At 58.7% G+C, this 21,184-nt stretch carries 15 protein-coding genes; 9 read left to right on the top strand and 6 right to left on the bottom strand.

Going from position 1 to position 21,184, the window contains the following annotated elements:
• Nucleotides 1-45 precede the first annotated feature (45 nt).
• The 5 genes from rlmF to TU84_RS06760 all read right to left on the bottom strand — a co-directional run bounded on the left by rlmF (nucleotide 46) and on the right by TU84_RS06760 (nucleotide 6,606).
• Complete coding sequence (gene rlmF, locus TU84_RS06780; RefSeq protein WP_048368209.1) at nucleotides 46-1,062, bottom strand: 23S rRNA (adenine(1618)-N(6))-methyltransferase RlmF; 1,017 nt, start codon at nucleotides 1,060-1,062, stop codon at nucleotides 46-48.
• Nucleotides 1,063-1,160: 98 nt separating this feature from the next.
• On the bottom strand, nucleotides 1,161-4,007 hold the full coding sequence (locus tag TU84_RS06775) for a valine--tRNA ligase (protein WP_048368208.1): 2,847 nt from the start codon (nucleotides 4,005-4,007) through the stop codon (nucleotides 1,161-1,163).
• A 181-nt stretch (nucleotides 4,008-4,188) separates the two neighbouring features.
• Nucleotides 4,189-4,596 carry a hypothetical protein gene (locus TU84_RS06770; protein WP_048368206.1) on the bottom strand — a complete coding sequence of 136 codons (408 nt, stop codon included), beginning with the start codon at nucleotides 4,594-4,596 and terminating at the stop codon, nucleotides 4,189-4,191.
• 7 nt (nucleotides 4,597-4,603) lie between these two features.
• A complete protein-coding gene (locus tag TU84_RS06765) occupies nucleotides 4,604-5,032 on the bottom strand; it encodes a DNA polymerase III subunit chi (protein ID WP_048368468.1) in 429 nt (142 codons plus the stop codon).
• A gap of 83 nt (nucleotides 5,033-5,115) precedes the next feature.
• Nucleotides 5,116-6,606: a leucyl aminopeptidase gene (locus TU84_RS06760; RefSeq protein WP_048368204.1), complete on the bottom strand. Its 1,491-nt coding sequence runs from the start codon at nucleotides 6,604-6,606 to the stop codon at nucleotides 5,116-5,118.
• A 319-nt stretch (nucleotides 6,607-6,925) separates the two neighbouring features.
• On the opposite strand from TU84_RS06760, the gene lptF reads away from it, so the two are divergent.
• The 8 genes from lptF (at nucleotide 6,926) to pdxJ (ending at nucleotide 15,378) form a co-directional block, all read left to right on the top strand.
• Nucleotides 6,926-8,044 carry an LPS export ABC transporter permease LptF gene (gene lptF, locus TU84_RS06755; protein ID WP_048368203.1) on the top strand — a complete coding sequence of 373 codons (1,119 nt, stop codon included), beginning with the start codon at nucleotides 6,926-6,928 and terminating at the stop codon, nucleotides 8,042-8,044.
• On the top strand, nucleotides 8,037-9,098 hold the full coding sequence (lptG, locus tag TU84_RS06750; RefSeq protein ID WP_048368202.1) for an LPS export ABC transporter permease LptG: 1,062 nt from the start codon (nucleotides 8,037-8,039) through the stop codon (nucleotides 9,096-9,098). Before lptF ends, lptG begins: the two co-directional genes overlap by 8 nt.
• Before the next feature lie 144 nt (nucleotides 9,099-9,242).
• A complete protein-coding gene (gene lepA, locus TU84_RS06745) occupies nucleotides 9,243-11,042 on the top strand; it encodes a translation elongation factor 4 (protein ID WP_048368201.1) in 1,800 nt (599 codons plus the stop codon).
• Nucleotides 11,043-11,047: 5 nt separating this feature from the next.
• Nucleotides 11,048-11,902: a signal peptidase I gene (gene lepB / locus TU84_RS06740; protein WP_048368199.1), complete on the top strand. Its 855-nt coding sequence runs from the start codon at nucleotides 11,048-11,050 to the stop codon at nucleotides 11,900-11,902.
• 260 nt (nucleotides 11,903-12,162) lie between these two features.
• Entirely contained in the window at nucleotides 12,163-12,852 is a 690-nt protein-coding gene (gene rnc, locus TU84_RS06735) for a ribonuclease III (protein ID WP_048368198.1), read from the top strand.
• Nucleotides 12,845-13,747, top strand: a complete 903-nt coding sequence (gene era, locus TU84_RS06730) for a GTPase Era (protein WP_048368196.1) — start codon at nucleotides 12,845-12,847, stop codon at nucleotides 13,745-13,747. The genes rnc and era overlap by 8 nt, the downstream gene beginning before the upstream one ends.
• Before the next feature lie 147 nt (nucleotides 13,748-13,894).
• Nucleotides 13,895-14,584 (top strand): DNA repair protein RecO, encoded by a 690-nt coding sequence (gene recO, locus TU84_RS06725; protein ID WP_048368194.1) that lies wholly within the window; start codon nucleotides 13,895-13,897, stop codon nucleotides 14,582-14,584.
• A 50-nt stretch (nucleotides 14,585-14,634) separates the two neighbouring features.
• Nucleotides 14,635-15,378, top strand: coding sequence for a pyridoxine 5'-phosphate synthase (gene pdxJ / locus TU84_RS06720; protein ID WP_048368193.1), 744 nt, complete (start codon nucleotides 14,635-14,637; stop codon nucleotides 15,376-15,378).
• 113 nt (nucleotides 15,379-15,491) lie between these two features.
• Here pdxJ and mltF read toward each other — a convergent pair whose 3' ends face one another.
• Nucleotides 15,492-16,949 (bottom strand): membrane-bound lytic murein transglycosylase MltF, encoded by a 1,458-nt coding sequence (gene mltF / locus TU84_RS06715; RefSeq protein ID WP_048368192.1) that lies wholly within the window; start codon nucleotides 16,947-16,949, stop codon nucleotides 15,492-15,494.
• A 285-nt stretch (nucleotides 16,950-17,234) separates the two neighbouring features.
• On the opposite strand from mltF, the gene purL reads away from it, so the two are divergent.
• Nucleotides 17,235-21,131, top strand: coding sequence for a phosphoribosylformylglycinamidine synthase (purL, locus tag TU84_RS06710; RefSeq protein WP_048368191.1), 3,897 nt, complete (start codon nucleotides 17,235-17,237; stop codon nucleotides 21,129-21,131).
• The last annotated feature ends 53 nt before the right edge of the window (nucleotides 21,132-21,184 follow it).

Genomic DNA, 21,184 nt, shown 5'->3' with positions numbered 1-21,184 from the left:
GGCCCTTATCGCAGCCTGCGGCAGCGACTACAGATTTTTACAGCGTTACTTCCAGTTCTTCTCGCGCCACACTTGCTGCTGGTCTTTGTCGTGGAAGGTCCAGGCTACAAAGCGGCTTTGCTTGTTGCCTTGGGACATTTCAACCACCTGGCTTTCACGCGCACCGGCTTTTTTCAGCGCGGTCTGAACCGCTGGCAGGTTTGAAGCCTTGGACACCAGCACGCTGAACCACAGCACCTGACGGCCCACGTGCACGCTTTCGCGGATCAGTTGGGTCACAAAGCGTTGCTCGCCACCTTCGCACCACAATTCGGCGGCCTGGCCACCAAAGTTCAGCACTGGCAGTTTGCGCTTGGGGTCTGCCTTGCCCAGTGCTCGCCATTTACGCTCGCTGCCGCGTGTGGCTTCGTCCAGCGAGGCGTGGAACGGCGGGTTGCACATGGTCAGGTCGAAACGCTCGTTGCTGTCCAGGATGTCCAGCAGGATCTTCTGCGGATCTGGCTGCAGGCGCAGGCTGATGGCTTTGTTCAGGCTGTTGGACTGCACAATCGCCTTGGCGGTCTTGACCGCCGTGGCATCAACGTCGGTGCCGAGGAACTGCCAGCGGTATTCGCAGTGGCCGATCAGCGGGTAGACGCAGTTAGCGCCGGTGCCGACGTCCAACACGCGCACATTGGCGCCCTGCGGGATCTGGCCATCGTTGACGCTGGCCAGCAAGTCCGCGAGAAAGTGCACGTAATCGGCGCGGCCCGGCACCGGAGGGCACAGGTAGTCAGCCGGAATGTCCCAGTGGGCAATGCCGTAGAACGACTTGAGCAGCGCACGGTTGAACACCCGCACTGCGCTCGGGTTGGCGAAGTCGATGCTCTCTTTGCCGTACGGGTTGATGATCACAAACGCGCCCAGCTCCGGGCAGATCTTGATCAGTTGCGCAAAGTCGTAGTGGCCCTGGTGGCGGTTACGCGGGTGCAGGCTGGGCTTTACCCGAGGTGCAGCCGGTTTGTTCTCACCCGTAGCCTTGGGCTTGTGGCGTGTGGCTTTGGAGGTGCGTGGGGTGGTCATGTTCAATGGGTTCCACAAAAGCAATCGCGGGCAAGGCCGCCCCGGCAGGGGTTAACCCTGCGGGAGCGTCCTTGCCCGCGATCAGGTGCGCAGCGCTGTTACAGGCTGGAAATCCGCGCGTGCTGGTCCGCCAACTTGCTCAAGGCTTGTTCAGCCTCGGCCAATTTGGCGCGTTCCTTGTCAATGACTTCGGCCGGAGCCTTGTCAACGAAGGCCGCATTCGACAGTTTTCCGCCAACGCGGGCCACTTCGCCGTGCAAGCGCTGGATTTCTTTGTCCAGGCGCGCCAGCTCGGCATCTTTGTCGATCAGGCCGGCCATCGGCACCAGCACTTCCATCTCGCCCACCAACGCGGTGGCAGACAGAGGCGCTTCGGCACCGTCTTGCAGTACGGTGATCGACTCGAGTTTAGCCAGCTTTTTCAGCAAGGCGTCGTTCTCGGTCAGACGGCGCTGGTCTTCACTGCTGACGTTTTTCAGGTACAGCTGCAGCGGTTTGCCCGGGCCGATGTTCATTTCGCCACGGATGTTACGCGTGCCGAGCATCAAGCCCTTGAGCCATTCGATGTCGTCTTCGGCAGCCTGGTCTATGCGAGCTTCGTTGGCCACTGGCCAAGGTTGCAGCATGATGGTTTTGCCTTGCGCGCCTGCCAACGGCGCGATGCGCTGCCAGATTTCTTCGGTGATGAACGGCATGAACGGGTGCGCCAGACGCAAAGCCACTTCCAGAACCCGAACCAGCGTACGGCGAGTGCCGCGCTGACGTTCAACCGGGGCGTTTTCGTCCCACAGCACAGGCTTGGAGAGTTCAAGGTACCAGTCGCAGTACTGGTTCCAGATGAACTCGTACAAGGCTTGTGCGGCCAGGTCGAAACGGAACTGGTCGAGGTGACGGGTCACTTCGGCTTCGGTGCGCTGCAACTGCGAGATTATCCAGCGGTCAGCCAGCGACAGTTCGTAGGCTTCGCCGTTCTGGCCGCAGTCTTCGCCCTTGTCCAGCACGTAACGTGCGGCGTTCCAGATCTTGTTGCAGAAGTTGCGATAGCCTTCAACGCGGCCCATGTCGAACTTGATGTCGCGGCCGGTAGAGGCCAGCGAGCAGAACGTGAAGCGCAGGGCGTCGGTGCCGTAGCTGGCGATGCCGTCAGCGAACTCGTCACGGGTCTGCTTCTCGATCTTCTTCAGCAGTTTTGGCTGCATCAGGCCGGTGGTGCGCTTGGCCACCAGGTCTTCGAGGGCGATACCGTCGATGATGTCCAGCGGGTCCAGGACGTTGCCTTTGGACTTGGACATCTTCTGGCCCTGACCGTCACGGACCAGACCGTGTACATACACGGTCTTGAACGGAACCTGCGGGGTGCCGTCTTCGTTCTTCACCAAATGCATGGTGAGCATGATCATCCGGGCAACCCAGAAGAAAATGATGTCGAAGCCGGTGACCAGAACGTCAGTCGGGTGGAAGGTTTTCAGGAAATCGGTCTGCTCAGGCCAGCCCAGGGTGGAGAACGTCCACAGGCCCGAACTGAACCAGGTGTCGAGTACGTCGTTGTCCTGTTGCAGCGCAACGTCCGGGCCGAGGTTGTGCTTGGCACGCACTTCGGCTTCGTCGCGGCCTACGTAGACTTTGCCCGACTCGTCGTACCAAGCCGGGATCCGGTGGCCCCACCACAGCTGACGGCTGATGCACCAGTCCTGGATGTCACGCATCCACGAGAAGTACATGTTTTCGTACTGTTTAGGCACGAACGCGATGCGCCCGTCTTCAACAGCGGCGATGGCAGGTTCTGCCAATGGCTTGGTCGATACGTACCACTGGTCGGTCAGCCACGGTTCGATCACGGTGCCCGAACGGTCGCCTTTCGGCACTTTCAGGGCGTGGTCGTCGACGCTGACCAGCAGGCCGGCTTCGTCGAAGTCGGCAACGATTTGCTTGCGCGTCTCGAAACGGTCCAGGCCAACGTATTTGGCTGGCAGGGTGCCGTCGATGGAGTCGTTCAGCGTGCCGTCGAGGTTGAACACTTGAACGGCAGGCAGAACGGCTGCGTTTTTGTCGAAGATGTTCAGCAGCGGCAGGTTGTGGCGCTTGCCGACTTCATAGTCGTTGAAGTCATGGGCCGGGGTGATTTTCACGCAGCCGGTGCCGAACTCTGGATCGCAGTAGTCGTCGGCGATGATCGGGATGCGGCGCCCAACCAGGGGCAGCTCAACGAATTTACCGATCAGGGCTTTATAGCGTTCATCTTCCGGGTTTACCGCAACAGCCGAGTCACCGAGCATGGTTTCCGGGCGGGTAGTGGCGACGACCAGGTAGTCCAGGCCTTCTGCGGTCTTGGCGCCGTCAGCCAGCGGGTAGCGCAGGTTCCACAGGAAACCCTTCTCGTCGTGGTTTTCCACTTCAAGGTCGGAGATCGCCGTGTGCAGCTTGGTGTCCCAGTTAACCAGGCGCTTGCCGCGATAGATCAGGCCGTCTTCGTGCAGGCGTACAAAGGCTTCTTTCACCGCTTCCGACAGGCCGTCGTCCATGGTGAAACGCTCGCGGCTCCAGTCTACGGACGAGCCCAGGCGACGGATCTGACGGCTGATGTTGCCACCGGATTGATCTTTCCATTCCCAGACTTTTTCCAGGAACTTCTCGCGGCCCAGGTCGTGGCGGTTCAGACCTTGTGCTTCGATCTGACGCTCAACCAGCATCTGAGTTGCGATACCCGCGTGGTCGGTGCCCGGTTGCCACAAGGTGTTGCGACCTTGCATGCGGCGGAAACGGATCAGAGCGTCCATGATCGCGTTGTTAAAACCGTGACCCATGTGCAGGCTGCCGGTGACGTTCGGCGGCGGGATCATGATGGTGTACGGGTCGCCCGCGCCTTGCGGGGCAAAATAATTCTCTTCTTCCCAGGTTTTGTACCAGGAAGTTTCAATGGCGTGCGGCTGGTAGGTCTTATCCATGCGCGGCGGGACCCTATTGGCATTAATTCAGGAAAGCCGGCAAGTATAGCGGGGCGGGACGCTGAGGGCGAGGTGTGCGCTGCATCAGGGCGAAACTCTGTAGGAGCGAGCTTGCCTCGCGATCTTTTAAAGATCAAAAGATCGCGAGGCAAGCTCGCTCCTACATGATTTACGTGTGCCGTCAGTTCTGATGCTGCGCCAGCAAGCGCTCCATGTGCGCATCGAGGCGGCGTTTGATTTCGGTTTCGATGTGCGGGGCGAAGTCGTTGATGACGTCGTGCATGATCGCCTGCGCCGCCGTGCGCAGTTCTTTGTCCAGGTGCACGAGCAATGCGTCCGGGGCTTTTTCGGCCTTGGGGGCCTCAGCGATGCCGACCAACGGTATTTGCGCCGATTCAGGCTCCGGGTCTGGCTCGGGGGCGACCGTGTCGTCGATGACATCCGACAGCAACGGAATTTGCTCGCCGCCATGGCCGACCATTTCCGTCAGCAGCGGCGGTTGCAAACCGTCATCGCCCAGCAACTGGCGAATGGATTCAAGATCGTCGAGCAGGTGTGCAGCTTTTTTCGGCGAATTGGAGGTGTCCATCGTGTGCTCAGAGTCGTTGTAGCTTGTGGTCTTGCAGAGGATAGCCGTGTTCACGGTAGAAGCGAAAACTCTCCCGTGCAGCCAGGCGAACTGCGGGGTCTTCGACCACGACTTCAGCGACGCGGGCGAAACGTTTAAAGAATTCAGGGACTTTGAGGTCCAGGTTAATCAATAAATCCTGATGGCTGGCGGGGGCTTCGCTGAGGCCCATGACAATCGTGCCGTCAGGTTGGTCTTCGGTGGTGCTGTGGGGTACGAAGCTTTCGCCCTTGAAGCGCCACAGACGCTCGTCCAGGTCCTGGCGTTGAGCGCCATCGCTGCAATGCAGGTACACCCGGTGGCCGAGGCGCCAGGCTTTTTCAGTGAGTTTGCAGGCAAAATCCAGCCGCGCTGAAGGTTCGGCGCTGGGCAGGATATAAAAGTCGACCTTGGTCAGCTCTGTATCGGGTTCTGAGGTCATTGCGGTTCCTGAATCGGGATTGCGCCGCCATCAGGCGGCGCAACCGTCGATTGTCAGCTTCAAGCGTTGGCGCGATCCAGCAGGTATTGCGTCAGCAAAGGCACAGGGCGGCCGCTGGCGCCTTTGTCCTTGCCGCCGCTGACCCATGCGGTGCCAGCGATGTCCAGGTGAGCCCAGTGGTAGGCCTTGGCAAAGCGCGACAGGAAGCAGCCCGCGGTGATGGCGCCGCCTTTAGGGCCGCCAATGTTGGCCATGTCGGCAAACGGGCTGTCCAGTTGCTCTTGGTATTCGTCGAACAGCGGCAGTTGCCAGGCGCGGTCGTCGGCTTGTTTGCCGGCTTCCAGCAATTGGCCGATCAGTTCGTCGTTGTTGCCCATCAGGCCCGAGGTGTGAGCACCCAAGGCCACCATGCACGCGCCGGTCAGGGTGGCGATATCGATCACCGCTTGCGGCTTGAAGCGTTCGGCGTAGGTCAGGGCGTCGCACAGCACCAGGCGGCCTTCGGCGTCGGTGTTGAGGATTTCAACGGTCTGGCCGCTCATGGTCGTCACGATGTCGCCCGGACGCGCCGCGCCACCGCTTGGCATGTTCTCGGCGCAGGCCAGGATGCACACCAGGTTGATCGGCAGTTTCAGCTCAAGCACGGCCCGCAGGGTGCCGAACACGCTGGCAGCGCCGCCCATGTCGTACTTCATTTCGTCCATGCCCGCACCCGGCTTGAGGCTGATGCCGCCGGTGTCGAACGTGATGCCTTTGCCGACCAGCACAAAAGGCTTCTCGGATTTTTTGCCGCCTGCGTAGTTCATCACGATCAGGCGTGGCGGCTGGTCGCTGCCCTGGCCGACCGCATAGAACGCGCCCATGCCCAGATCCTTGATTTTCTTCTCGTCAAGGATCTCGACTTTCAGGCCCTTGAATTCTTTGCCCAGGTCCTTGGCTTGTTCGGCCAGGAAAACCGGATGGCAAATGTTCGGTGGCAGGTTGCCCAGGTCGCGGGTGAACGACATGCCGCTGGCAATGGCCTGCGCATGGGTCACTGCGCGCTGCACTTCAGCCTGTGCGGCCTTGATGGTCAGCAGGGTGATTTTTTTCAGGGCGCGGGGTTCGGCTTTCTGGCTTTTGAAACGGTCGAAGGTGTATTCGCCGTCGAGCAGGGTTTCGGCCAGCAGGCGGGTTTTGCTGTAGCTATCACGGCCCTTGACCACCAGTTCGTCGAGTGCGAACACCGCGTCGCTGCCGCCCAGGCCTTTAAGGACGCTCAGCGCGCCGCTGATGATTTTGCGAAAAGGGCGGTCGCCCAGTGCTTCGTCTTTACCTGTGCCCAGCAGCAATACGCGCTCGGCCTTGAGGTTTGGCAGGCTGTGAAGCAACAGGCTCTGGCCGGCTTTGCCGGCGATGTCGCCACGCTTTACCACGGCGCTGATGGCGCCACCGGTGAGTTCGTCGATGGCTTTAGCGGTAGGGCCGAGCTTGCGGCCTTCGCTGATGGCGACCACGAGAGTGGCCGTTTTCAACGTTTCTGGGCTGACGCTTTTTACAACCAGTTCCATGTCCGGGTCCCTGAATCAAATGGTCAACGTGCGCACAAACGGTGCGGTTCGCGTGCTTGAAAGATACAGCGCTTCACCTGTGCTTCAGGCGGGCGTCAAGGCAGGCAGTTTGAACCTCGTCGGCCGCGCCTGACAACCCTCGAATGCTGCCAAATCAGCGCTTTAAAGCCTTGGCTGAGCATGCGCAGTGACAGGCGCGGCCATTCACAGGATAATGCGCCATCTTTTTAAACGACTAGGCTCATCTACATGAGCTAGTGTCGATTCGCTATGCCGCTTGTTTGGCCGCCTTAGCCTGACGACCCCTGGAGTGTCTGGTTTGATCGTCTTCCGTTATCTATCCCGCGAAGTCCTGCTTACATTGAGCGCTGTCAGCGCTGTGCTGCTGGTCATCATCATGAGCGGTCGCTTCATTAAATATCTGGCCCAGGCTGCCTCGGGCGCCATGGACCCCAGTTCGCTGTTCTTGATCATGGGCGTTCGTCTGCCCGGCTTCTTGCAACTGATCTTGCCGCTGGGCCTGTTTCTGGGCTTTCTTCTGGCTTACGGGCGCATGTACCTCGAAAGCGAGATGACGGTCCTGTCGGCCACCGGCATGAGCCAGCAGCGCCTGTTGGCCATCAGCATGGTGCCGGCCACTATCGTGGCGCTGATCGTTGCCTGGTTGAGCTTGAGCCTGGCGCCTCAGGGGGCTACGCAGTTTCAATTGCTGCTCAACAAGCAAGATGCCCTGACCGAGTTCGATACCCTGGAACCGGGCCGCTTTCAGACCCTGAACGATGGCTCCCGGGTGACCTACACCGAACAATTGACCAATGACCGGACGAATCTGGGGGGCGTGTTTATCACCCAGAAGAACCTCGGTCAGGACGCCAAGGATCGCAGCATTTCCATATTGGTCGCGCAAAAGGGCCGCCAGGAAGTGCGCCCGGATGGCAGCCGCTGGTTGATTCTGGATGACGGCTATCGTTATGACGGCAACCCTGGCTTGGCGGATTACCGCGCCATCAAATACGACACCTACGGCGTACTGCTTCCCAAGCCTGATGTCAGCAATGAAGTCACCGACCGCGATGCGATGCCTACCAGCAGCCTTATCGGCAACCCTGACGTAAAGGCGATTGCTGAGCTGCAGTGGCGTATTTCCATGCCGCTGCTGGTCTTTATCGTGACCCTCATTGCTGTTCCGCTGTCGCGAGTCAACCCGCGCCAGGGTCGCTTCCTCAAGCTGTTGCCAGCCATCCTTCTGTATATGGGCTACGTGACCGCCTTGATTCTGGTCCGTGGCGCCCTCGAAAAAGGCAACATTTCACCCACGCTGGGCTTGTGGTGGGTGCACGGTCTGTTCTTGATCATTGGTCTGTTGTTGTTCTATTGGGAGCCGTTGCGCTTGAAATTGGCGACTCGTCGCAGCGCGAAGGAGCTGGCTCATGGTTAAGCTCGATCGCTACATTGGTAAAAGTGTGTTGCTGGCGATCCTCGCGGTGTCGGGGATCATCGTCGGCCTGGCGTCGCTGTTTGCCTTCATTGATGAGGTCAAGAACCTCTCCAGCTCTTACACCATGGCGGATGTGTTCAGCTTTGTGGTGCTGACAGCGCCGCGTCGTCTATACGACATGCTGCCGGTGGCGGCCCTGATCGGCTGTTTGATTGGCCTGGGCAGCCTGGCGAGCAACAGCGAGCTGACCATCATGCGGGCGGCGGGTGTGTCCACCGGTCGTATTGTCTGGGCGGTCATGAAGCCGATGCTGGTGTTGATGCTGGCCGGTATTCTGATTGGCGAGTACCTGGCACCCGCGACCGAGTCCGTGGCCCAGGCCAACCGTGCACTGGCCCAGGGCAGCGGTGATGCGCAAAGCTCCAAGCATGGTATGTGGCACCGCGAGGGGGATGAATTCATCCACATTAACGCGGTTCAGCCCGACGGCATGCTGCTGGGGGTGACACGTTATCGTTTCGATAAAGAACACCACCTGCTGTCTGCCAGTTTTGCTAAAAAGGCCAACTTCACGCAGGACCACTGGGAACTGAGCGATGTGGCGACCACGGTCTTCCACGAGCGAAACACGGAAGTGGTTAACACGCCTGAAGAGCGCTGGGACGTTTCACTGAGCCCCGAGCTGCTCAATACCGTGGTCATGGCCCCGGATGCACTGTCGATTTCCGGGCTGTGGGGCTACATCCACTACTTGAAAGACCAGGGTCTGAACAACGGCCGTTACTGGCTGGCATTTTGGGTCAAGGTGTTGCAGCCATTTGTCACGGCTGCGCTGGTATTGATGGCCATTTCTTTCATCTTCGGCCCGCTGCGTTCTGTTACTTTGGGGCAGCGCGTGTTCACCGGTGTACTGATCGGCTTTGCGTTCAAGATTGCACAAGACCTGCTGGGGCCAGCCAGTCTGGTGTTTGGCTTCTCGCCGCTGTTCGCGGTGCTGTTGCCCGCCGGTATCTGTGCGCTGGCCGGTTTCTGGTTGTTGCGCAGGGCCGGTTGATCAATACCCTTTGAGAGATCAAAAAGCCTCTATCGCCTGATAGGGGCTTTTTTGTGAACGTGACGCTTGGCTCAGGGATCAGGTACAATTCCCGGCTATTTTTCGGCGGGCAGTCTGCCTGCGACTTTTTTTGAGTGTTGACCCGTGAGTGATTTGAGTCATATCCGCAATTTCTCCATCATCGCCCACATTGACCATGGCAAGTCGACGCTGGCCGATCGTTTCATTCAGATGTGCGGTGGTCTGACTGCCCGCGAAATGGAAGCCCAGGTACTGGACTCCATGGACCTAGAGCGTGAGCGTGGGATTACCATCAAGGCCCACAGCGTTACCCTGTACTACACGGCCAAAGACGGCATTACCTATCAGCTGAACTTCATTGACACCCCGGGCCACGTTGACTTCACCTACGAAGTCAGCCGGTCTCTGGCGGCCTGTGAAGGTGCGCTGCTGGTTGTCGACGCGGGTCAGGGCGTAGAAGCCCAGTCCGTTGCCAACTGCTACACCGCTATCGAGCAGGGTCTTGAGGTGATGCCGGTCTTGAACAAGATCGACCTGCCGCAGGCCGATCCTGACCGCGTGAAAGAAGAAATCGAAAAAATCATCGGCATCGATGCCACTGACGCCGTGACCTGCAGTGCCAAAACCGGCCTGGGCGTGGACGAAGTGCTTGAGCGCCTGGTGCACACCATTCCTGCGCCTACCGGCAATATCGAAGATCCGCTGCAAGCGTTGATCATCGACTCCTGGTTCGACAACTACCTGGGCGTTGTGTCCCTGGTTCGCGTGCGCCACGGCCGCGTGAAGAAGGGCGACAAAATCCTGGTTAAATCCACCGGCAAGGTCCACCTGGTGGACAGCGTTGGTGTATTCAACCCGAAACACACTGCCACTGCCGACCTCAAGGCCGGTGAAGTGGGCTTCATCATCGCCGGTATCAAGGACATTCACGGTGCGCCGGTGGGTGACACCCTGACCCTGAGCACAACCCCTGATGTTGAAGTGCTGCCAGGTTTCAAACGCATTCAGCCGCAGGTGTATGCGGGTCTGTTCCCGGTCAGCTCCGATGACTTCGAAGACTTCCGTGATGCGCTGCAAAAGCTGACGCTGAACGACTCGTCGCTGCAATACACGCCAGAAAGCTCTGACGCACTGGGCTTCGGCTTCCGTTGCGGCTTCCTGGGCATGCTGCACATGGAAATCATCCAGGAGCGCCTGGAGCGCGAATACGACCTGGACCTGATTACCACGGCGCCGACGGTAATTTTCGAGCTGCTGCTCAAGAACGGTGAAACGATTTACGTCGATAACCCGTCCAAGCTGCCAGACTTGTCTGCCATCGAGGACATGCGCGAGCCGATCGTGCGTGCCAACATTCTTGTGCCTCAAGAGCACTTGGGCAACGTCATAACCCTGTGTATCGAAAAACGTGGCGTTCAACACGACATGTTGTTCCTGGGTACTCAGGTACAAGTGACCTACGATTTGCCGATGAACGAAGTGGTTCTGGACTTCTTCGACCGTCTCAAATCCACCAGTCGCGGCTATGCTTCGCTCGATTACCATTTCGACCGCTACCAGTCGGCTAATCTGGTGAAGCTGGATGTATTGATCAACGGCGAAAAAGTTGATGCCCTGGCATTGATCGTTCACCGTGACAACGCCCACTACAAAGGGCGTGCGCTAACCGAAAAAATGAAAGAACTGATTCCGCGCCAGATGTTCGATGTTGCAATCCAGGCCGCCATTGGCGGGCAGATTGTGGCGCGAACCACTGTCAAGGCTCTCAGAAAGAACGTACTGGCCAAATGCTACGGTGGTGACGTTAGCCGTAAGCGCAAGCTGTTGGAAAAGCAAAAGGCCGGTAAAAAACGCATGAAGCAAGTGGGTAACGTGGAAATTCCACAAGAAGCCTTCCTTGCGGTGCTCAGGTTGGATAGCTAGGTCCTATGTCACTAAATTTCCCGCTGTTGCTGGTTATTGCTGTCGCCGTCTGCGGTTTGCTGGCGCTGCTCGATCTGGTCTTCCTGGCACCTCGCCGGCGCAAGGCCATTGCCAACTATCAGGCCACTGTTCAGCCGGCTGATATGCAGGTCATCGAGAAGCTCAACAAGGAACCGTTGCTGGTCGAGTACGGCAAGTCGTTCTTCCCGGTGTTGTTCATCGTGCTGGTGCTGCGTTCGTTTCTGGTTGAGCCGTTCCAGATTCCGTCGGGCTCGATGAAGCCGACACTGGATGTGGGCGACTTCATTTTGGTGAACAAATTTTCTTACGGGATCCGCTTGCCGGTGATCGACAAGAAAATCATCGAAGTGGGTGATCCGCAGCGCGGGGATGTGATGGTGTTTCGCTACCCAAGCGATCCGTCGGTCAACTACATCAAGCGCGTAGTGGGCCTGCCGGGCGACACCGTTCGCTACACCAGCGACAAGCATTTGTACGTCAATGGCCAACTGGTTGCCGAGCAACTGGTAGGTGTTGAACCGGGCACATTGGGCAGTGCCGAGTTGTACAAAGAGAAGCTGGGCGAAGTCGAGCACATGATCCGCAAGGAAATGAGCCGCTATCGCGCGCCACCTGATAACGAGTGGACGGTTCCGGCCGGGCACTACTTCATGATGGGCGACAACCGCGACAATTCGAACGACAGCCGTTACTGGGATGATCCGAACATTCCCAAAGATGAGCTGGGCATGGTTCCCGACCAGAACATTGTCGGCAAGGCCTTCGCTGTTTGGATGAGTTGGCCGGAACCCAAGATGAGCCATCTGCCGAACTTCTCGCGGGTGGGGCTGATCAAGTAGCCAAGACGGCGCTGTTAATAACAGCGCCGAATGCTTTTCAGGCGTCCTGATAAATCGGGCGCCTGACGGTTCTTACGACCGTCTGCCGTCTCAGGCAGGGCGGTCAACAGTATTCAGGATGTGGATTTGAACAAAGCGTTAAGTGTGACGGCGGCGAACAGCCTGTTCCCTGTCCATTTGCTATGCGATAAACGAGCATCACTGATCCCTAATATCGGTCCGGTGGTGACATTCGGCCACGAACTCAGCGTGGGTAAATCGTGAGTTTTTCTTTAAATCGTTTAGAGCGTCAGCTCGGCTACACCTTCAAAGACCAGGAGCTGATGATCCTGGCCCTGACACACCGCAGTTTCGCGGGGCGCAATAACGAGCGTCTTGAGTTCCTGGGCGATGCAATCCTCAACTTTGTCGCCGGTGAAGCGTTGTTTGATCGCTTCCCGCTGGCCCGCGAAGGGCAGCTGTCGCGCCTGCGTGCGCGTTTGGTCAAAGGCGAAACCCTGGCCGTACTGGCGCGCGGTTTTGAGTTGGGCGAGTACCTGCGCCTGGGTTCGGGTGAACTGAAAAGCGGCGGTTTTCGTCGCGAGTCGATTTTGGCAGATGCCCTTGAAGCGCTGATTGGCGCCATCTACCTCGACGCGGGCATGGAAACCGCCCGTGATCGCGTATTGGCCTGGCTGGCTGGCGAGTTCGAGACCCTGACCCTGGTCGACACCAATAAAGATCCCAAAACACGCCTGCAAGAGTACTTGCAGTCGCGCGCCTGTGAACTGCCACGCTACGAAGTGGTGGATATTCAAGGTGAACCGCATTGCCGCACTTTCTTTGTTGAGTGCGAAATTGCCCTATTGAATGAAAAAAGCCGAGGTCAGGGTGTGAGCCGTCGCATTGCCGAACAGGTAGCGGCCGCAGCAGCACTGATTGCCCTTGGCGTGGAGAATGGCCATGACTGATTCAACTGCAACTCGCTGTGGCTATGTCGCCATCGTTGGTCGACCAAACGTGGGTAAATCCACACTGCTGAACCACATTCTCGGTCAAAAGCTGGCGATCACCTCGCGCAAGCCGCAGACCACCCGTCACAACATGCTGGGCATCAAGACCGAAGGCGATATTCAAGCCATCTACGTTGACACGCCGGGCATGCACAAGGGTGGCGAAAAGGCCCTGAACCGCTACATGAACAAAACTGCGTCGGCTGCGTTGAAAGACGTCGACGTGGTGATCTTCGTGGTGGATCGCACCAAGTGGACTGAAGAAGACCAAATGGTTCTTGAGCGCGTCCAGTTTGTGACTGGCCCGTTGATTGTGGCGTTGAACAAGACTGACCGCATCGAAGACAAAACGGAATTGATGCCGCACCTGACCTGGCTTCAGGAGCAATTGCCGAATGCCCAGATCGTGCCGATTTCGGCTCAAAACGGCCACAACCTCGATGCCCTTGAACGTGTGATTGCTGATCATCTGCCGGAAAACGACCACTTCTTCCCGGAAGACCAGATCACCGATCGCAGCAGCCGCTTCCTTGCCGCTGAACTGGTCCGTGAAAAGATCATGCGCCAGCTGGGTGCGGAGCTGCCGTACCAGATCACCGTTGAGATCGAAGAATTCAAGCAGCAAGGCAAGACCTTGCACATTCATGCCTTGATTCTGGTTGAGCGTGACGGGCAGAAAAAAATCATCATTGGCGACAAGGGCGAGCGCATCAAGCGCATCGGCACTGAAGCGCGTAAAGACATGGAGCTGCTGTTCGACTCCAAAGTCATGCTCAACTTGTGGGTCAAGGTTAAAGGCGGCTGGTCCGACGACGAACGCGCCCTGCGTTCGCTGGGCTATGGCGACCAGTAACAGGTTGTAATACCTCGCTGCCTTGCAAGATCCTGTGGGAGCGGGCTTGCTCGCGATAGCATCAAACCGGTCTGCCTGCCTTGCCGAGTTGATGCTATCGCGAGCAAGCCCGCTCCCACATTAGACTTCTGATAAAGCTGATCGCCCATGTCCAGCAAATCCATCGTCCCTCAACTCGCTTACGTCCTGCACAGTCGTCCTTACCGTGAAACCAGTGCGCTGGTGGATTTCATCACGCCGCAAGGCCGTCTGCGTGCCGTGCTGCGTAATGCGCGGGGCAAGGCGGGCACGCTGGCCCGGCCGTTTGTGCCGTTGGAAATCGAGTTCCATGGTCGCGGCGAGCTGAAGAATGTCGGACGCATGGAGAGCGCAGGCGTTTCGACCTGGCTCAATGGCGAAGCCCTGTTCAGCGGGCTCTATCTCAATGAACTGCTGGTGCGTCTGCTCCCTGCCGAAGACCCGCACCCCGCAGTGTTCGATCACTACGCTGCTACCTTGCTGGCCCTGGCCGAAGGGCGACCGTTGGAGCCTTTGCTGCGGGCGTTCGAATGGCGGCTGCTGGACGACCTGGGTTACAGCTTCTCGCTGACCGAAGACATCCATGGTGGACCAATCGAGGCCGATGGCTTATATCGCCTGCAAGTGGACGCCGGGCTTGAGCGTGTCTGGTTGTTGCAGCCGGGGTTGTTCAATGGTGTTGAGCTGCTGGCCATGGCGCAAGCCGACTGGAGCGCAACGGGCGCCTTGTCGGCGGCCAAACGTCTGATGCGTCAGGCGTTGGCCGTTCATTTGGCTGGTAAGCCCCTGGCCAGTCGTGAGTTGTTTCGCAAGCCCTGAATAGACCGGTATGCTGTGCGCCGAATCTTCAACTCTTCAGGAGAGCCCTCGTGACCACAAGCAATCGCATTCTTCTTGGCGTGAACATCGACCACGTAGCTACGCTGCGTCAGGCGCGAGGCACGCGTTACCCGGACCCGGTCAAAGCGGCTCTGGACGCGGAAGAGGCGGGGGCCGACGGCATCACCGTGCATCTGCGCGAAGACCGTCGCCACATTCAAGAGCGCGATGTCTTGCTACTCAAGGATGTGCTGCAAACGCGTATGAACTTCGAAATGGGCGTGACTGAAGAGATGATGGCGTTTGCCGAGCGCATTCGTCCGGCGCATATCTGCCTCGTCCCAGAAACCCGTCAAGAACTGACCACCGAAGGCGGTCTGGACGTTGCCGGGCAAGAAGCGCGGATCAAGGCTGCGGTTGAGCGCCTGAGCAAAATTGGCAGCGAGGTTTCGCTGTTTATTGACGCGGACGAGCGCCAAATCGAAGCGTCGCGCCGTGTGGGCGCCCCCGCCATCGAGTTGCATACCGGTCGTTATGCCGATGCCCAGACCCCGGCTGACGTGGCAGAAGAACTGCAGCGCGTGGCTGATGGCGTGGCCTTTGGCCTGGGGCAGGGGCTGGTTGTGAACGCCGGCCATGGTCTGCATTATCACAACGTCGAAGCCGTGGCGGCGATCAAGGGCATCAACGAACTGAACATTGGCCATGCATTGGTTGCTCATGCACTGTTCGTCGGCTTCAAGTCGGCCGTTTCCGAGATGAAAGCCCTGATTCTGGCGGCCTCAAAAGCCTAAGACATATTCAAAACCTGTAGGAGCGAGCTTGCCTCGCGATCTTTTCAAAGATCGAAAGATCGCGAGGCAAGCTCGCTCCTACAGTGTGATCTGGCTCTAAGCGGTAGCGTGTTTTACAGCTGCGGTTCTTCTTTGGGCTTGGTCTTGTCGATGCCGGGGATGTGCAGTTTGCCGTCGGCCACTTGGTCGCCTTCAAGCTGTGGCTGTGTGGCCCAGGTGAGGATGTCGTAGTAACGGCGGATGTTGGCCACGAAGTGCACAGGCTCGCCGCCACGGGCGTAGCCATATTTGGTTTTGCTGTACCACTGCTTCTGCGCAAGGCGAGGCAGGATTTTCTTTACGTCCAGCCACTTGTTCGGGTTCAGGCCTTCTTTGGCTGCTAACTTGCGTGCGTCATCCAGATGCCCGGTGCCCACGTTGTAGGCCGCCAGTGCAAACCAGGTACGGTCTGGCTCGGCGATATCACTGTCCAGTTGGTCCTTGATGTAAGCCAGGTACTTGGCGCCCCCCATAATGCTTTGCTTGGGGTCCAGTCGGTTGGACACACCCATGGCCTGCGCGGTGTTCTGGGTCAGCATCATCAGCCCGCGAACCCCGGTTTTAGAGGTTACGGCGGCTTGCCACAAGGATTCCTGATAGCCCATGGCTGCCAGCAGGCGCCAGTCAATCTGCTCTTTTTTCGCGGCATCCTTGAAGAACACTTCGTACTTGGGCAAGCGCTGTTGCAAGTGCTGGGCAAAGGTGTAGGCGCCCACATAGCCCAATACATCAACGTGCCCGTAGTAGCGGTCTTTAAGGCGCTGCAGGGTGCCGTTTTTCTCGACCTTGTCCAGGTAGGTGTTGATTTCGTTGAGCAGGCTGTTGTCTTCGCCTGCGACCACGGCCCAGCGCTGGCTGCGGGCATCGCCCAAATCAAAGGCCACGCGCACATTGGGGAAGTACACCTGGTTCATGGCCATTTCGTTGGAGTCGACCAGGGTCAGGTCGATCTGCCCTTCATCGACCATGCGCAGCAAGTCGACGACTTCAACGGCGTCGGACTCGTCGTATTCGATGCCGGGATATTGCTTTTTAAGTTCGGCGAGCTGTTCGGCGTGGGAACTGCCCTTGAGTACGGTAATGCGCTTGCCGACCAGATCGGCCGCCGTGGTAGGGCGTGATTGCCCGTTGCGGTAAATGATCTGCGGCGTGACTTCGAGGTACGGGTGAGAAAACTTGGCTTGTGCGAGGCGGTTATCGCTGCTGACCAGACCGGCAGCAGCTAAAACCGGGCCGTCAGGTTGGCCCAGCTTGTTGAAAAGGTCGTCGAGGTTGTCAGCCGTTTCGATTTCCAGCTTGACGCCCAGATCGTCGGCAAAGCGTTTGACCAACTCGTATTCAAAGCCGGTTTCGCCGTTGCGATCTTCAAAATAGGTGGCCGGGCTGTTACGGGTGATCACCCGCAGTACCCCATCCTCCTTTACGCGCTCAAGGGTGCTGGGTTTTTCAACGCAGGCACCGAGCATCAGGAAGAGTCCGGTTACGAGCAGCCACTTGGCCCCACGCTGGCGGAATGCAGTTAGAGAAAACATGCGCGCAGTATACGCAAAGCAGCACGGGTGCCATATCTCGACAATCTGTGGGCATTCTGATAACAGCCGCCCAAAACGCTGCAACCCCTGTGGAATGGGGGTTGGAGCGAGGTCTAAAGATCATTACCGACCATCTGTTTACACGCTGATAGCCATAAAGAATAAGGATTTGGTCGATTAACGACGTTTGGCGTACGTCTAGTGTGCCGTTTCGGGTGCCGTGACCGAAGGTTTAGGCTAGAATGCCGGGCCTCAAAGCACACCCCTCCCGAGGCTGTCCCGAAGATGTTGATCCTGCGCGGCGCTCCTGCCCTTTCTGCCTTTCGCCACAGCAAACTCCTTGCACAACTGAGCCTCAAGGTTCCGGCTGTCAGTGGTTTGTATGCTGAGTTCGCCCACTTTGCCGATGTCACCGGTGATTTGACCAGCGATGAACAGCAGGTACTGGCTCGTCTCCTGAAGTACGGCCCAAGCGTGCCGGTCCAAGAGCCAAATGGCCGACTGTTTTTGGTGTTGCCGCGGTTTGGCACCATTTCTCCTTGGTCGAGCAAGGCCAGCGATATTGCCCGTAACTGTGGCCTGGCGAAAATCCAGCGCCTGGAACGCGGCATTGCTTTTTATGTGGCTGGCCAGTTCAGCGACGCCGATGCCGAACTGATTGCATCGGTTCTGCATGACCGCATGACCCAAATCGTACTGGGCGACCTGGAGCAGGCCGCCGGTCTGTTCAGCCATGCCGAGCCAAAGCCGCTGACCGCCATTGATGTGCTGGGTGGCGGTCGCGCCGCGCTGGAAAAAGCCAACGTTGAGTTGGGCCTGGCGCTGGCTGAAGACGAAATCGACTACCTGGTCAATGCGTTCAATGGTCTGGGCCGCAACCCGCACGACATCGAACTGATGATGTTTGCCCAGGCGAACTCCGAGCATTGCCGCCACAAGATCTTCAACGCCAGTTGGGACATCGACGGCCAAAGCCAGGAAAAAAGCCTGTTTGGCATGATCAAAAACACCTACGTGATGCACAGCGAAGGTGTTCTGTCGGCTTATAAAGACAACGCATCGGTGATCGTCGGTAGCGTTGGCGGGCGTTTCTTCCCGAACCCTGAAACCCGCCAGTACGGCGCGGTGCAGGAGCCTGTGCACATCCTGATGAAGGTTGAAACGCACAACCACCCAACCGCCATTGCCCCGTTCCCGGGTGCAGCGACCGGTTCTGGTGGCGAAATTCGTGACGAAGGTGCAACCGGCCGTGGCGCCAAGCCAAAGGCAGGCCTGACCGGCTTTACCGTTTCCAACCTGCAAATCCCGGGCTTTACCCAGCCGTGGGAAGTGCCGTACGGCAAGCCAGAGCGCATCGTGACGGCGCTGGACATCATGATTGAAGGCCCGCTGGGTGGCGCGGCGTTCAACAACGAATTCGGTCGTCCGGCCCTGACCGGTTACTTCCGTACCTTCGAGCAGTCCATCACCACCCCGCACGGTGATGAAGTGCGCGGTTACCACAAGCCCATCATGTTGGCGGGCGGCATGGGCAACATCCGCGCCGAACACGTACAAAAAGCCGAAATCACCGTTGGCGCCAAACTGATCGTGCTGGGTGGCCCGGCCATGTTGATCGGTCTGGGCGGCGGTGCTGCCTCGTCCATGGCCACTGGCGCAAGCTCGGCCGACCTGGACTTCGCTTCGGTACAGCGCGAAAACCCTGAAATGGAACGCCGCTGCCAGGAAGTAATCGACCGTTGCTGGCAATTGGGTGACAAAAACCCGATCAGCTTCATCCACGACGTGGGTGCGGGCGGTCTGTCCAACGCCTTCCCTGAGCTGGTCAACGACGGCGACCGTGGTGGCCGTTTCGAACTGCGCAACATTCCAAACGACGAGCCGGGCATGGCCCCGCACGAGATCTGGAGTAACGAATCCCAAGAACGTTACGTTCTGGCAGTCAGCGCTGAAGACTTCGAGCGCTTCCAGGCGATCTGCGAGCGTGAGCGTTGCCCGTTTGCCGTGGTGGGCGAGGCTACTGCCGAGCCACAACTGACCGTCACCGACAGCCATTTCGGCAACAGCCCGGTGGACATGCCACTGGAAGTGTTGCTGGGCAAGGCGCCACGCATGCACCGTTCGGTGGTGCGTGAAGCCGAGCTGGGCGATGACTTCGATCCGGCAGCGCTGAACGTGGGCGAGTGTATCGAGCGCGTTCTGCACCACCCGGCAGTCGCCAGCAAGAGCTTCCTGATCACCATCGGCGACCGTACCATCACCGGCCTGGTTGCCCGTGATCAAATGGTCGGCCCGTGGCAGGTGCCGGTGGCAGACGTTGCCGTTACCGCGACCAGCTTTGACGTGTACACCGGTGAAGCCATGGCCATGGGCGAGCGGACGCCGCTGGCACTGCTGGATGCTCCGGCATCGGGCCGCATGGCCATCGGTGAAACCCTGACCAACATCGCGGCCTCGCGAATTGGCAAAATCTCTGACATCAAACTGTCGGCCAACTGGATGTCGGCGGCTGGCCACCCAGGTGAAGACGCGCGTCTGTACGACACCGTAAAAGCGGTCGGCATGGAACTGTGCCCCGAGCTGGGCATCACCATTCCGGTGGGCAAAGACTCGATGTCGATGCAAACCCGCTGGAACGATGAAGGCACCGACAAGAGCGTGACCTCGCCGCTGTCGCTGATCGTCACCGGTTTCGCACCGGTGCTCGATGTTCGCCGCACCCTGACCCCAGAACTGCGCATGGACAAAGGCCTGACCGATCTGATCCTGATCGACCTGGGCCGTGGCCAAAACCGTATGGGCGCTTCGATCCTGGCCCAGACCTACGGCAAGCTTGGTAAACAAGCCCCGGACGTTGACGACGCAGAAGACCTCAAGGCCTTCTTCGCGGTCATTCAAGGTCTGAACGCTGATGGCCACCTGCTGGCTTACCACGACCGTTCTGACGGTGGTTTGCTGACCACTGTGATGGAAATGGCGTTTGCCGGTCACTGCGGTCTGAACCTGATCCTCGATTGTCTGGCCGACAGCGTTGGTCAATTGCCGGCCGTGCTGTTCAACGAAGAGCTGGGTGCCGTGATCCAGGTTCGCCAGGACGCTACCGCTGACGTGCTCGCACAGTTCAGCGCGGCGGGTCTGGGTGAATGCGTTGACGTGATTGGTCAGCCGCTGAACAACAGCGAAGTCACCATCAGCTTCCACGGTGACAAAGTGTTTGTTGGTCAGCGCGGCGAGTTGCAGCGTCAGTGGGCTGAAACCAGCTTCCAGATCCAGCGTATGCGTGACAACGCAGACTGCGCGCAGCAAGAATTCGACGTGTTGCTGGAAGAAGACAACCCGGGCCTGACCGCTCAGTTGAGCTTTGACGTCAACGCCAACATCAGCGCGCCGTACATCAAAAAAGGCATTCGCCCACAAGTTGCCGTACTGCGTGAGCAGGGCGTTAACGGTCAGGTTGAAATGGCAGCGGCGTTTGACCGTGCCGGTTTCAACGCGATCGACGTGCACATGAGCGACATTCTGGCCGGCCGTGTCGACCTGAACGAGTTCAAGGGGCTGGTAGCGTGCGGTGGTTTCTCTTACGGCGACGTACTGGGTGCTGGTGAAGGCTGGGCCAAGTCGGCCTTGTTCAACGCCCGCGCACGTGATGCGTTCCAGGGCTTCTTCGAGCGTACCGACAGCTTCAGCCTGGGTGTGTGCAACGGTTGCCAGATGATGTCCAACCTCAGTGAACTGATTCCGGGCAGCGAGTTGTGGCCGCACTTTGTGCGTAACCGCTCCGAGCAGTTCGAAGCCCGTGTTGCCATGGTTCAAGTGCAAGAGTCGAACTCGATCTTCCTGCAGGGCATGGCCGGTTCGCGCATGCCAATCGCCATCGCTCACGGTGAAGGCCACGCAGAGTTCGCCAGCCCTGAAGCGCTGTTGCAAGCCGATCTGTCGGGCACCGTTGCCCTGCGTTTCGTCGACAACCACGGCAAGGTCACCGAGAACTACCCGGCCAACCCGAACGGCTCGCCGCGCGGCATTACCGGCCTCACCAGCCGTGATGGCCGTGTGACGATCATGATGCCGCACCCTGAGCGTGTGTTCCGCGCCGTGCAGAACTCGTGGCGTCCTGAAGAGTGGAACGAAGATGCGCCATGGTTGCGCATGTTCCGTAACGCTCGCGTCTGGGTCGACTAAGGCATTTTGAAGTTCAATGCCCGTTAGACGCATATCCCTTGTGGGAGCGGGCT

This window comes from Pseudomonas helleri (genome assembly GCF_001043025.1).
Classification (GTDB): domain Bacteria; phylum Pseudomonadota; class Gammaproteobacteria; order Pseudomonadales; family Pseudomonadaceae; genus Aquipseudomonas; species Aquipseudomonas helleri.
The sequence above is the reverse complement of the archived record's forward strand: the minus strand, read 5'-3'. Positions and strand labels throughout refer to the sequence as shown.

Bases quoted from the DNA above. Each gene is read 5' to 3' on its own strand.
- rlmF (WP_048368209.1), bottom strand. From the start codon at position 1,062: ATGACCACCCCACGCACCTCCAAAGCCACACGCCACAAGCCCAAGGCT.
- TU84_RS06775 (WP_048368208.1), bottom strand. From the start codon at position 4,007: ATGGATAAGACCTACCAGCCGCACGCCATTGAAACTTCCTGGTACAAA.
- TU84_RS06770 (WP_048368206.1), bottom strand. From the start codon at position 4,596: ATGGACACCTCCAATTCGCCGAAAAAAGCTGCACACCTGCTCGACGAT.
- TU84_RS06760 (WP_048368204.1), bottom strand. From the start codon at position 6,606: ATGGAACTGGTTGTAAAAAGCGTCAGCCCAGAAACGTTGAAAACGGCC.
- lptG (WP_048368202.1), top strand. From the start codon at position 8,037: ATGGTTAAGCTCGATCGCTACATTGGTAAAAGTGTGTTGCTGGCGATC.
- lepB (WP_048368199.1), top strand. From the start codon at position 11,048: ATGTCACTAAATTTCCCGCTGTTGCTGGTTATTGCTGTCGCCGTCTGC.
- era (WP_048368196.1), top strand. From the start codon at position 12,845: ATGACTGATTCAACTGCAACTCGCTGTGGCTATGTCGCCATCGTTGGT.
- recO (WP_048368194.1), top strand. From the start codon at position 13,895: ATGTCCAGCAAATCCATCGTCCCTCAACTCGCTTACGTCCTGCACAGT.
- mltF (WP_048368192.1), bottom strand. From the start codon at position 16,949: ATGTTTTCTCTAACTGCATTCCGCCAGCGTGGGGCCAAGTGGCTGCTC.
- purL (WP_048368191.1), top strand. From the start codon at position 17,235: ATGTTGATCCTGCGCGGCGCTCCTGCCCTTTCTGCCTTTCGCCACAGC.